The sequence below is a fragment of the Prevotella sp. 20925_1_30 genome (assembly GCF_041433025.1).
GTDB lineage: Bacteria > Bacteroidota > Bacteroidia > Bacteroidales > Bacteroidaceae > Prevotella > Prevotella vespertina.
On record NZ_JAPWAR010000012.1, the window covers coordinates 78130 to 91360 of the forward strand.

Annotated in this window: 10 protein-coding genes; 2 read left to right on the plus strand and 8 right to left on the minus strand. The window is 43.5% G+C overall.

The features are described 5' to 3' along the window. Window positions 1-70: 70 nt before the first annotated feature. Window positions 71-589: a histidine phosphatase family protein gene (locus tag O3603_RS07000; protein ID WP_371521766.1), complete on the minus strand. Its 519-nt coding sequence runs from the start codon at window positions 587-589 to the stop codon at window positions 71-73. Between the two features lie 84 nt (window positions 590-673). Here O3603_RS07000 and O3603_RS07005 point away from each other — a divergent pair, with 84 nt between their 5' ends. Then, window positions 674-1339 (plus strand): DUF308 domain-containing protein, encoded by a 666-nt coding sequence (locus O3603_RS07005; protein WP_371521768.1) that lies wholly within the window; start codon window positions 674-676, stop codon window positions 1337-1339. Window positions 1340-1438: 99 nt separating this feature from the next. On the opposite strand, the gene O3603_RS07010 is transcribed toward O3603_RS07005, so the two are convergent. The 6 genes from O3603_RS07010 to O3603_RS07035 all read right to left on the minus strand — a co-directional run bounded on the left by O3603_RS07010 (window position 1439) and on the right by O3603_RS07035 (window position 11677). Then, a complete protein-coding gene (locus O3603_RS07010) occupies window positions 1439-2092 on the minus strand; it encodes a carbohydrate-binding family 9-like protein (protein WP_371521770.1) in 654 nt (217 codons plus the stop codon). Continuing rightward, entirely contained in the window at window positions 2089-3180 is a 1092-nt protein-coding gene (locus O3603_RS07015; protein WP_371521772.1) for a phosphotransferase enzyme family protein, read from the minus strand. Before O3603_RS07015 ends, O3603_RS07010 begins: the two co-directional genes overlap by 4 nt. A gap of 107 nt (window positions 3181-3287) precedes the next feature. Further along, window positions 3288-5438, minus strand: a complete 2151-nt coding sequence (locus O3603_RS07020) for a GH92 family glycosyl hydrolase (RefSeq protein ID WP_371521774.1) — start codon at window positions 5436-5438, stop codon at window positions 3288-3290. Between the two features lie 701 nt (window positions 5439-6139). Then, window positions 6140-8236: a family 20 glycosylhydrolase gene (locus O3603_RS07025; RefSeq protein ID WP_371521776.1), complete on the minus strand. Its 2097-nt coding sequence runs from the start codon at window positions 8234-8236 to the stop codon at window positions 6140-6142. Window positions 8237-8293: 57 nt separating this feature from the next. After that, window positions 8294-10552, minus strand: a complete 2259-nt coding sequence (locus O3603_RS07030) for a GH92 family glycosyl hydrolase (RefSeq protein ID WP_371521778.1) — start codon at window positions 10550-10552, stop codon at window positions 8294-8296. A gap of 150 nt (window positions 10553-10702) precedes the next feature. Continuing rightward, window positions 10703-11677, minus strand: coding sequence for a glycosidase (locus tag O3603_RS07035; RefSeq protein ID WP_371521780.1), 975 nt, complete (start codon window positions 11675-11677; stop codon window positions 10703-10705). Window positions 11678-12299: 622 nt separating this feature from the next. Here O3603_RS07035 and O3603_RS07040 point away from each other — a divergent pair. After that, entirely contained in the window at window positions 12300-12914 is a 615-nt protein-coding gene (locus tag O3603_RS07040; protein WP_371521782.1) for an HU family DNA-binding protein, read from the plus strand. A 122-nt stretch (window positions 12915-13036) separates the two neighbouring features. On the opposite strand, the gene O3603_RS07045 is transcribed toward O3603_RS07040, so the two are convergent. Next, window positions 13037-13231 (minus strand): hypothetical protein (locus O3603_RS07045; protein WP_371521784.1); only part of this gene is annotated, 195 nt, incomplete at its 5' end.

Here is a 13231-nt window from a genome sequence, read left to right on the forward strand (position 1 = left end):
ATATTACACCATAGATGTAGCTTGGGTAAAAAGAAAAAGATATTACATACAGACTGAAATATATTTTCTTTCATAATTCAAGCATACGAATTTCAGCATTACCCATTGGTAATATCTCATTCATGGGCCTATCGAAATAGACACTCTGAATAGCTTTGTTAATAATACCATGACCCACAGCAAGCACCTTCTGATTGGGATATTCTGCACGTAACCACGCTATAAACTCTGCTGCCCTACCCTTTATTGCATCAATACTCTCAATATCTTTAGGCCATAATATCGGATTCTTCAGATTGGATAAGTCAGGTATATACTTACCAGTGAAGGCTCCCCAGTCACGCTCACGTAATAATGGAGTTATACAAACAGGCTTATCATGGGGAGCAGCTATAATCTCGCAAGTATGAATACTACGCCTCAGATCACTTGACACAAAAGCATCTATTGGTTCTTTCTTGAGCTGTTCTGCAAGCTCTTGAGCCTGTTTAATACCCTTCTCATTCAGTTCTCCCTGTGTTTGTCCTTGCATGATGTGATGCGCATTGTCAACAGTTTCACCATGACGAACTAAATATAATAATGTCATTTATTTCCTTCTTTTTTGTGCAAAAGTAGCAATTAGTTTACGAGTAAAGCCTTGGAATAGAGATTATTTTGTATTTTTGTAGCCATGAAAGTACTACAAATATCAGCTATAAGAGCAATTCTTATGGCAGTGACAGGATTCCTTTTGGTGAAATATAACCAAGGAGCAATGACATGGTTAACCATTACCATCGGTCTACTCTTCTTCCTCTCGGGAGCGGTTTCATGTATCATCTATTATGTAGAAAAGGAACGTATTGCAAAAAGAAAGGCAAAAGCAGAGAAGGAGGAGACAGATGCTTTGAAGTCGCCTTCATTCCCTCTTGCAGGAGTAGGAAGCGTTGTTTTAGGTATTATCCTAGCCATTATGCCCGAGACATTCGTTATTGGTATGGTCTATATCCTTGCTGCTTTGCTCATTCTCGGTGCTATTAACTTGTTCATAATACTTGCCCGTTCAAAGCAGTATGCACATGTTCCTGTCTATCTCTGGCTTCTCCCTACCCTCATCTTGATTGTCGCTATCTTCTCAATACACAAACCAATAGAGGCAGCGGCACTACCATTAAAAGTGATAGGATGGGCTTTCATGTGTTATGGAGTTATCGAATTGCTCTTCTCTATACGTAATTATTATATTCGAAAAGCATTTGAGAAGGCTGAAGAGAGTAAGATAGTTGAAGGCTTCAAACTCGCTAATGAGGATGTTGAAGACGCTGAAATCATAGAAGAAGAGAAGCCTACAACATAACAAACAAACAGCAGCTAACCCGAAAATACAGGTTAGCTGCTTACTGATTATTAACTTTTATCAGTGATTATGAGCACTGATACTCAAGTGAAGAACACTCTATAAGAATCTAATCTCACCAAAGAAGTCGGGGCGATGGAAGTCGGGTGCTGGCAAGTCTATCGGATTCCACGATAGGAAATGAGGCTTTGTTGTCTTGTCACCGCACTTATAGAAATTAGCACGCATTGTCTTCCCGGAGAGGTTCTTTAGGTTATGACGGAAGAAAGAAGCTACTGGGACGACCAAAGCAAGTTCCCATTTCTGCTTGTTCTCTTTCATTTCAAAGGGTTCACGACCTAGTGATGACCAACGCTCAATGGCATTTAATACATCTGATGGGGCTTTCAATCTGTCTTCACGACCTTGTCCATTGCAAAGCAAAACAGTTCCTATACAATTGGTCTCAAGGTTATAATAGCCTCCTTCTACATCTGGACTGACAAAGAACTCACAGCAAGAATCTTCCCAAACAGGACCTAAGTCAGTTCCAGAGACGGCTCTCACACAATCTTCCTCCACACGATAATGGAGCAAGATAGCATCCCCCTTATGGGCAATCGCAAACTCTACTTGTGGACAATAAGGGTAATCAGCAGCCCAATCAACCGTATCTATTTTCTGATAAGTAACCTTTTCAGCTCTAAAAAGAGCTGGGATATCAGCAACATTAACCTGCTGACAATCTATTCTTCGTACTTCTAATTGTTTCATTGTCTTAATGTTTTCTGAACAAAGTCAACCATCATCTGATCATGTTTACGCACATCACGATAGAGTAAGAGCTGATTACGTGAGCGCACAAGGTTGTGCTCCGCATACTTAGTCTTAAAGTATACATCCCCATTAAGGTAATCGGCGAGGAAACGGGAACACTGCATAAAGGGGAAGAGGGCTACTGCATAAGGTAAATGACTCGTTTCTACTTCCGTCAAGAAGCTACCCGCACTACTAAGATAACCCTCTGTGAAGGATTTAAAAATGTCCTCTTTGAATCCAACAGCCTGATAATTGTCACTATCTTCAGCTACATTATTAGCACCAGTACGTAAGAAGTCACCATAATCAGAGAATATAAAGCTAGGCATAACAGTGTCAAGATCTATCACGCAAAGCACCTTTCCTGATTCATCGAAGAGCATGTTATTAACCTTTGTATCGCAGTGACAGGTGCGTTTAGGCAATACGCCCTCACGATAGAGGCGTTCAGCAAGGCACATCTCATCCGCATGACGATATAACTCATCTATAATATCCTGCACACTAGATGCTCTTCCCTTAACATCAGCACTTACTGCTGCTTGTAACTGACGCATACGAAGCTCCATATTATGGAAGTCTGGTATCACCTCACCGAGCGGTTCTTTCAAGTCGACTAGCATCTTCTCGAAATTACCAAAGGTTTCTCCACAACAGAAAGCACTATCAGGATTCACCTCTTCCTTAGTAACAGAATCAGGAATAAAGACGCTCATTCGCCAGTAACGACCATACACATCTTGATAATAAGTGCGCCCATCTGTGGTCTTAATAAACTGTAAGCACTTACGTTCAACGTCCTGTTCTCCCTGTTGAATCAGCTTCTGGCGAATATGAGAAGTAACAAGTTCAATGTTGTGTTGCAAGAGTTCAACATCAGTAAAAATGGCATCATTAATGCGTTGCAATATATAATCAGGAGTATCTTTCCCTATTGTTGACACTCGCAGCGTCTCATTGATTAGCCCGTTACCAATAGGGCTTACACTTTCTACAATGCCGTTTATACGGAACTGAGAAACCACGTTATTAAAATCAGTCATAGCTTGCTTAAGTAATTAAAGGTCGATACCCATGACTCGCCAAAGGCTTTCAATGACATAGAGTCATGCGTATCGGATAGGTTATTTTACTAGTGTTTGATCATTGCCTAAGGGCGATCTGATGGCTTAACACCGAATTGTGAAGGCTTATTCCCCATAACAAATTCGAGTGTTCCACCACGTACAATATCCTTGAAGTCAATGTAAGAACGAGTATAAGGCTTGCCATTCAACTTCGCACTTTGTATATACTTATTCTCGGAACTATTGTTATGCGCAACTACGCGGAAGGTCTTTCCATTACCAACATTCAATGTTGCTTCATCGAAGAGTGGCGATCCAAAGACATAACGACCACCGGCTGGATCAACCTGATAGAAGCCTACCGAAGACAGGATATACCATGCTGACATCTGTCCAACATCCTCATTTCCACTCAAACCATCAAAGTCATCATGGTACAAGTTAGCCAAAACATAACGTATCTTGTCAGCCCCTTTCCAAGGTTGCCCAACATAGTTATACATATAGAGAATGTGGTGACTTGGCTCGTTACCATGCGCATATTGACCAATTAAACCAGTAATGTCTGGTGAGGCATCAGCGCCCATATCACCATTGACAATGAATAGTGAATCGAGCTTAGAGACGAATGGTTTCTCACCACCAAAGGCAGCTACAAGCCCGTGAACATCATGTGGAACTAACCAAACATACTGCCAAGCATTACCCTCAGTATAGTCATCCTGACGATGAACAGTGCTGAATGGATCGAATGGCTCACGGAACTTATGGTCAGAAGTAACGCCTCTCATGAACTTTGTTTGCTTATCGAAATAGAAGTCACGATACGACTGGCTACGCTTGTAGAAGTACTTGTAATCCTCTGTCTTACCCAACTGCTTAGCAAGTTTGGCGATACAAGCATCAGCGAGTGCATACTCTAATCCCTTAGCAACCGTCTCCTTCTCTGGGTCGAGATCACAAGGAATATAACCGTACTTCTTCAATAGTCCCATACCTCTTTCATCTCTCATTGCAGAGGCTTTAACCGCTTCAAAGACCGCCTTCTTATCCACATTAAATCCCTTCAAAGCAATGTCAACAAGTACAGGAATACCAGGATTACCCACCATACAGTCTGTTTCATTACCCATCAAGTGCCAAACAGGGAGCTTACCTTGCTGCTTGAAGATATGTAGCATTGTCTCCGCAAGATCACGTTGCATCTCTGGTTGAATAAGCGTCATCAAGGGGAAGGCTGCACGATAAGTATCCCAGAGAGAGAAGGTGGTGTAATCAGTGAAGTCACCCTTATGCGTCTTACCATCTGCCCCACGATACTCTCCATTCACATCACTAAATACTGAAGGGGCTATCATCGTGTGATAAAGTGCCGTATAGAATATACGTTTCGCACGCTCGTCCTGTGTCTTAATTGCAATCTTACTTAGCTCACGATTCCAAACGGCATTCGCTTTAGATACAACACTTGCAAAGTTCCATCCAGGAAGCTCCTGTTGCAGATTCTCTCGAGCGTTCTCTACGCTAACAGCAGATATACCCACCTTCACTAAAAGCGGCTGATTGGTTGAGGCAACAGAGAATATTCCTATTGTATCACGCTCATTCTCTTCAAGTTTAACAGGCTCGGAAAACTCCGCAACAAAGTAAACTCGCTGGTCTTTAGCCCATCCTTCAGACATGCGGAATCCTGTGATGGTCTTATCTGACTCCTGCTTGAACTTGCAAGAAGTCATCTTATCCCATCCAATCCCTTGTGCAAGATTCAAAGCTATATAACCTTTCGTAGCATCGGCTGGGAATGAGTAACGATGAAAGGCTACACGTTGGGTTGCGGTCAACTCTACCCTAATTCCAGAAGCTAACATCACCGAATAATAACCGGGGCGGACATATTCTGCTTTATGCGAGAACTTCACTTCGCGCTGTGAAGGATTGGTCATAGGTAATAGAGAAACATCACCAAGATCGCCAATACCCGTACCACTAAGGTGCATCTGACCGAAGCCAATCACTGTTGAATCGCTATAATGATAGCCTGAACACCAATCCCAACCCTGTTTCTTTTGCGTTGGACCTGCCTGGATATTACCAAATGGAACATTAGCACCTAGGAAGACATGACCATGACCACCTGTACCAATGAAAGGATTCACATACTGCGTGTAGTCTTGCGCACTAACAGAGAAGATCGTTGCTAGCGCTACAGCAGCAGTCAAAAAGATTTTCTTCATAAAGTTATAAATACTATTTATGACGACAGAATGACTCTACTCCGCATCGGGAGTTCTACTGTCTATGATTGAAAAGAATATTCACTTACTGAACGGAGTACATAGAGAAAGCCTTAACGGAATATCCTTTACGAATAAAAGAGAGGGTAATATTTCTGCTCACTAACTCACTGATAAAGTTTAAGTTATAATCCCGTTGGACTAATTAGGCTGGCTAGTACCACTGTTTTAAGTTATATTGATGAGACAAATTTAGCAACTATTAATGACATATCAAAACATTTCAATAACAAATGTCAGTGCATAGTAGAAAAATGGACAAGCAAACGGGAGTGAAGAGGAGGAAGTCGCTTTCATCGGTGAAAAGTCTTATACGCATTGCGCCGCACAAACGATAGGAAAGGGAGAAGCCATAGAGGGGATATAGCTCCGCCGACTCCTATCGCATCATGGAGTATCATTAGGGTGATACTGGAATATCATCAGCATGATACCAAAAATGACTCGTATGTAATAACGAAATGACTCGTATGTGTCAGTGCCTATTACTCGTATGTGTCAAAGGGGCTAACACATACGTGTCAATTTAGTAGGTCTAGCGTCATGGAATTTGAGAACGCATGAAGGCTTGGCACTAGATCGTACCAAGCCTTCAGTTCCTCTTATTCATACGTTCGCCGTGATAAGGCGAATCCGTCGACTTACTTCTTATTGATGATAATCTCATCAGTGAAGATCCACGCATCTGGCTCACGCGAGGTGGCTTTCAAACGCACATAACGCGCCCGTACCGAACCCTTCCAGCGATAGGGATAAACAAGGTAGTCGCTGTCTGTCTTGATACCAGGGAGCGTCTTATCTATTGTGGTAAACTTCTTTCCATCCTTTGAGACAAGTAGGGTTATGGTGTTAGGAACATAGATGACTGCCTCCAGCTGGTGCATGAAGTTGGCTTCCACATCCTTGATATCAGTTACCTTCCCCATGTCAACAATCACGTCAACGCCTGTGCTATCTATGAAGCCCTGCCATCTTCCCTCAAGGTAGCCCCAGTCACCACACAGTCCATTGGTCAGCGTACTATCGCCTTCTGCACGATATTTCTCAGCATATCGACCGAGATAGGTCACGGGCTTACCCAAACCTTCATGCTGCACGATGGAACGGCTTTCAGGGCGTGCGCCTTTCTCTTTTCGAATGTCGAAAGCATTATAGCCAGCACGCTTGAGCGCATCAGTTGCCGTAATTACTCGTTGACGGAAGTCGGCATAGCCTGTACGTTGCTTCGTCCATCCCGTCTCGGCTAGCGCAAGCAATCGGGGATATATCATATACTCTAAATGGTCAGGCTCCTCTATGAATTCCGTCCATACACAACCCTGTACACCATCGATATATTTCTCCAAAGACGTACCCTTATAAGCCGCTGGGATAGGGTCATAGTTGTAAGTCTTCTCCAATCTCGTATAACCTCCTTGTGCCTTTGGTTCCGTCATTGGATCATCCTGATACATATTCAAATAGCAGAACTCTTGCGGTGCCATGACCACGTGGTGCCCACTCTTAGCGGCAGTCAATCCTGCTTCTGTGCCACGCCATGACATGACAGCGGCATTGGGAGCTAAGGTGCCTTCCATGATTTCATCCCATCCGAGGAGCTTTCTGCCATTATCGTTAAGGAAGCGTTCAATGCGGTGAGTGAAATGACTCTGTAACTCGGCTACGTCCTTTAGATGATAGTCCTTCATCACACGCTGACAGTCGGGACAGGTCTTCCATGTGCGGCGTTCAGCCTCATCGCCTCCTATGTGAATATACTTTGAAGGGAAGAGTTGCATTACCTCTTTCAATACATTCTCCATGAAGGTATAGGTCTGTTCTTTCCCTACGCATAAATCTGACTGAGTATAGGGCTTACCCGTACATGACAACTCTGGATAAGCATAGACAACCTCATCACTATGCCCAGGCATTTCAATCTCTGGTATGATGGTGATATGGCGTGCAGCGGCATAATCGACAATCTCTTTAATGTCGTCCTGCGTGTAATAGCCACCATATATATTCATTCCCTTCCAACATACAAGGCGCCTAGGATCAGGCGAATACTGGCGGTTCTTTCTGTTCCACCACTTCGTCCAGTCAGATTCTGTTCTATGGGCAGTCTCCTCTGTTAGGAGTGGATATTGCTTCACTTCCATGCGCCATCCACCGCCGTCAGTGAGGTGCCAGTGGAATCTATCGAGCTTGAAGTATGCCATAGCGTCCAGTTGCTTCTTGATTTCATCTTTCCACCAGAAGTGTCTTGAGCAGTCTATCATCAGACCACGATAAGCGAAACGGGGTGTATCTGTTATCTTTACGCAAGGAATCTGGCGGTCCTGCTCCAGCTGTCGCAGTGTTTGCAAACCATAGAAAAGTCCCATAGGAGTTCTCGCCTGTATGGTCACGGCTGTTGGGGTAACATTTAATTCATACCCTTGTAGACTTACGCTATCTGCTGCCATCGCCGCCTCCTGTTCCGTACCAGTACAGATGAGGCGCAAGGGTGCATCAGCAGCAGGGTTCTTTACGGATGAGAACGGGATACTCATTACATCTGAGGTGTACTGATTCAGTATGTTGAAGTCCTCTCCTTTAAGATTGGTCACGCCTTGTAGTCCCTTAGCCAATGTGAAAGTGCCTTGCTGAAGAGTGATACTCTCGGGTTGAGGGATAATGCTCTGTGCACAGACAGGTTGTGTGATTGACGCTGATAACAGCAAGAATGCTGCGCCTATAAATACTTTTTTAATCATGAATATAGTGTCGTTGTGGTGGGATATACGATAGGTATTAGCCTCGAATGCCCCACCTTATTTCTTTAAATAAAACTTTAATACTCCGCCCTTCAAGAGCTCTTCATTACTGATACGATATTGGTTCCACGGCTTACCACCTAATTCCATCTTACTGATGATAACATCGTCAGGTTGCGGGCGTGAAGTCTCTATCACGAGCTTGTCCCTACCCCACTGCGCCTTATCCAGACGGATGGTTACCTTGTCAAAGACGGGGGATGTGAGGGTGTAATAGGGTTCTCCAGGGCAATCTGGATAGAATCCTATCATATTGAAGACTGCCCAAGCCGACATGGTTCCCGTATCGTCATTACCAGGAATGCCCTCTGGCGCATTCTTGAAATATTCCTTCAAGAGTCTACGTGTCTGTACCTGTGTACGCCATTCGTCACCCTTGAAATATGAGAAGAGGTAAGGATAAGCAATATCGGGTTCATTGGCAGGGTCATAATATCCCTTATCAAAGACGCTCTGTAACTTATTGACGAATGACTTCTGACCTCCCATCAGCTTTGCCAAGCCTTTCACATCATGTGGCACATAGAACGAATAGTTCCAAGAGTTGCCCTCGTGGAAGCCAGGTGACGGCTCGAAGTTCTCGCCCTGCTTAGGGTCAAAGGGCTTATAGAAGCTACCATCGGGCATGATAGGACGGAAGACGCCATACTCCTTGCTGTAATAATGGCGATAACCTAACGAGCGATCATAGAAGAGTTTGGCGTCAGCTTTCTTGCCTAAAGCCGCTGCTAAACGTGAAAGCGCATTATCTGCAATGTAATATTCCAGTGCGTGAGAGACCGAATTATCATATTGTTCGTGCAGGGCTACATAGCCTTTTTGCATGTACTCATCATTATCTGGGCGCAACGGATTATCGCTGCCTTTCGTTAGCGCAGACTTACGGAATGCCTCGTATGCCTTATTGATGTCGTAACCACGCAAGCCCTTGAGCCACGAATCAGTGATGACGGGAATCGCTGGGTCACCTTCCATGGTATAAGTCTCGCGACCAAAGAGTTCCCACTTCGGCATCCATCCATGTTCGTCATACATATCAATCATCGTACGAATCATATCACGCTGACGTTCTGGGTAAACCAACGTAAGCAACTGATGCACGTTGCGGTAAGTGTCCCAAAGTGAGAAGACGGTATAGCGGTTGCCCTCTTTTATGGTGCGAATATCGTTGCTCTCCATTGCTGGATATTGCCCATTGACGTCCTGTAGGATGTTAGGATGGATGAGGGTATGGTACAAGGCGGTATAGAAGATGGTGCGTTCCGTCTTCGTGCCTCCTTCAACAAGGATACGAGAAAGGTCATCATTCCACTGCTTGCGAGCGGCATTGTAGATGTCGTCAAAGTTCTTTCCATGCTGTTCGACATTGAGATTCTCTCGTGCATTTGCAATACTGACAAATGACACGCCCATCTGTACTTCTACTTGCTCGTTGGCTTCCGTATCGAAGTTCATCCATACTCCTATATCATCGCCCGATAATTCTTTCTGATACTTCTTATAGAGCTTATACTTGCCATTGTCTGCATCCCATTCTGCCTCAACGCCTGTCATAGCACGTTGTTTCTTCCAATAACCCGACTCTAAAGGCTTTTTGCTTATGCGCATAACGAAGTAGATTGGGAACACTGCTTGTGGGTTATAACAGAAGGTTCCTTGTAACTTCATGCCCTCAAACTCGGTATCGCTTACCTTCCGAACCATGGCTCCCGTCTCATTCGTGAGCCCCTCGCCTAAGTTCAACAAAACGTGGCTCTCGCCTTTGGGGAACGTAAAGCGGGCTATTGAGGTGCGCGGTGTTGCGGTTACTTCGGTCTTGATGTCGTATTTGGTAAGATGGTTCGAGTAATAACCAGGGTGGGCTACTTCCTTATCGTAAGTGCTACCATAGTTCTTATAGTCTACATCTAACTTCCCCGTCGTTGGCATAAGCAATAACGAGCCCACTTCTGGGCAACCTACGCCACTAAGGTTCACATGAGAGAAGCCTGTGAAATAGACATTATGATATTCATAAGGTGTTGACCACCATCTTGCATCCTTATCATACTTATTCAAGTCGGAACCCATCACATTGAAGGGAACGACTGACATCAAACCATTCGGGCACACAGCACCAGGGTTGGTTGTTCCGAAGTTGGATGTTCCAATGAAAGGATTAACAAGATCAACGGGTTCCTCGCCTGTCTTATCTGCAGCTCTCAAGGATAGAAAAGATAAGGATATAAGGATTCCCAATAGGAGTTTAGGTCTCATAAAAACATGCAGTTAATAGTTATTGCTGCCATGGTACATGAATGAAAAGGACTATGGCGAGCCTATAAGAAAATGACTACGCACATCTCTGACATTATATGATAATACACCGAAGATGTGCGTAGCTCCGTCTTACAAGTAGGTTGATACTTATAAGATGCTATTGTTCTTTGTAAATTCAACTATCTCTTTGATATAGCCGAACGCCATACCAACGACGGTATCAGCTGCGCCATAATATACAGCGACACGCTCGCCATCTTGCAAAGCAGCACATGGGAAGACAACGTTTGGCACGTCGCCTTGCAATTCATACGTAGCTGCTGGAGCCAATAGATAGGGACGAGTACGATAGAGCACCTTCTCTGGATTGTCCTTATCAAGGATAGCTGCACCCATTGAATAGCGGAAACCATTACAAGTGTTGATTACGCCGTGATAGAACAAAAGCCAGCCCTCATCGGTCAAGAAAGGAACAGAACCAGCACCAATCTTCGTGCACTGCCATGCACTCTCTGGGAAAGGAGTCACCTTCATCACGCAACGATGTTCGCCCCAATACTTCATGTCAGGACTGAAGCTGATATAAATATCCCCGAAAGGAGTATGACCATTATCGCTTGGACGGCTCAACATCGCATACTTCCCGTTAATCTTCTCTGGGAAGAGTACGCCATTACGATTGAATGGCAAGAAAGCATTCTCACACTGATAGAACTTCTTAAAGTCGAAGGTGTAAGCAATACCGATTGTTGGTCCATGATAACCGTTGCACCAAGTAATCCAGTAACGATCCTCAATCCATGTAACACGTGGATCGTACTTATATTCCGAGTCGATCATCTCCGTGTTTCCTGCCTCAAACTTAATAGGCTCGTGATTGATATCCCAGTTGATACCGTCTTTACTGAAACCTGCGAAGATGTTCATCTGCACCGCCTTGTTATCGCAACGGAACACTCCAGCGAAGCCATCTTCAAAAGGAACAACAGCACTGTTGAAGATACTGTTTGATGTTGGAATATGATAGCGGTCAATGATTGGATTCTTTGAATAACGCCACATCACATCCTTGCATCCAACAGGACGCTCCTCCCAAGGTAATATATCCTTAATACTTTTCATTATAAATAGTTTTATGTTTTTAGCTTGTGAATACCACTCAATTTTCGCAAGCAAAGTTAACTTTTTACTTCTACATAGAATAAGAATTTATTATTCCTTAATTAGGAAAAACACTTATTAACGGGATATAAAGGCAGATCCGACCGCTTTAAAAACAAGTATATACGGGAGAAAGAGGAAAGCAATACGGATAGAAAAGACGGACTATACGGGCAGAAAAGAAAGGAAATACGGAAGGAAAAGAAATGAGATACGGCAAGCATGATAATTTTATCCGTATCTTTTCTTGCTTTTATACGTATTTTGTTATACTTTTGTACGTATGTAATTTCATTATCAGCATAGTGAGAAAACAATTTCAGCGTAGTGAAAGTATAATTTCAGCATAGTGAAAATGTTTCATCAGCGTTGAGGAAATATAATTTGATACGTACCAAATTGTGATAGAACGCAAGGATAAGTATAACAGAATACGTATCGAATTATGACGGAATACGCTTCCGACTGCGAAAATATACGAATCAAACAGCCAAAGAATATGCTTACAAATGGAAAAGAAAGCGTATCTGACGGCGAAAAACGTACATAAGGGAAAGAATAGTAAACAAAATTATAAAAGGTTATGAGCATCAAATACAGACTACAAAAGAATTACGGAAAAATGAAAGAGAAGGCTGAATTTCGGGCAATCATCATGGAGCGACAAACCATTGGATTGGAACGCATTGGGCAGAACATACAAGGTGCAATGTCTCTTACACGAGCGGATGTTTTCGCAACGGTTATGGCTCTGGGAGATGAAATAGCCTATCAACTATTGGATGGTAACGCTGTCCATCTGCCGGGTATCGGTTATTTCTCACTGGCTGTGAAAGGTGAGGTGTACGAGGATCCGCGCACACACAATCATCGATTGCGTAACCCGAAAGTGCGAACGATAAAGTTCCGCCCCGATCGTGAAATGACGCATAAGCTCCTTTCTGCCAAATTCGAGAACGAAACTCATCATTACGGCAATGCTTCTATTCCTACAGCCGAAGACATCGACCAAGCACTTGAGGAACTTTTCGCCACAAAGTCTGTCATTACCATTGCCGACTTCCGCCGCTATCTCAATCTTTCCGCTTCTACTGCTTATCGCATTGTTGAACGATTGGAGACGGCAGGCAGAATCCATAATATTGGGACACGCCGACTAAAGTTGTTTGAGTTAGGGAGTGGACGAGTTAACGAGTAAACAAGTTGACGAGTTACCTTAATTCCGCAGTATTTTTTCTTGTGAGAAATTTTATATGTTGAGACGTCTTTTTGGGGCTCTATATGTTGATATGAGGTGCTTCGGTGTTTCTTGGCTCTTTTCTAAGCATAAAATCCCCCACCCAAACCAATGGGGAAGTATGAAAAACCACAAAAAATACTTCCATAACAGAATGCTTTGCCGCTACTTCCACGTTCACCCAATACAGATTCGGTAAGTTTTTCAAAGCCCAACTTTGAGAAAACATCCATAATGTGATAAATTCCACCGAAAGAAGTGATATTCACGTTTTTAAT

Coding starts and splice junctions, on each gene's coding strand:
- O3603_RS07005 (WP_371521768.1), top strand. CDS start 674: ATGAAAGTACTACAAATATCAGCTATAAGAGCAATTCTTATGGCAGTG.
- O3603_RS07015 (WP_371521772.1), bottom strand. CDS start 3,180: ATGACTGATTTTAATAACGTGGTTTCTCAGTTCCGTATAAACGGCATT.
- O3603_RS07025 (WP_371521776.1), bottom strand. CDS start 8,236: ATGATTAAAAAAGTATTTATAGGCGCAGCATTCTTGCTGTTATCAGCG.
- O3603_RS07030 (WP_371521778.1), bottom strand. CDS start 10,552: ATGAGACCTAAACTCCTATTGGGAATCCTTATATCCTTATCTTTTCTA.
- O3603_RS07035 (WP_371521780.1), bottom strand. CDS start 11,677: ATGAAAAGTATTAAGGATATATTACCTTGGGAGGAGCGTCCTGTTGGA.
- O3603_RS07040 (WP_371521782.1), top strand. CDS start 12,300: ATGAGCATCAAATACAGACTACAAAAGAATTACGGAAAAATGAAAGAG.
- O3603_RS07010 (WP_371521770.1), bottom strand. CDS start 2,092: ATGAAACAATTAGAAGTACGAAGAATAGATTGTCAGCAGGTTAATGTT.
- O3603_RS07000 (WP_371521766.1), bottom strand. CDS start 589: ATGACATTATTATATTTAGTTCGTCATGGTGAAACTGTTGACAATGCG.
- O3603_RS07020 (WP_371521774.1), bottom strand. CDS start 5,438: ATGAAGAAAATCTTTTTGACTGCTGCTGTAGCGCTAGCAACGATCTTC.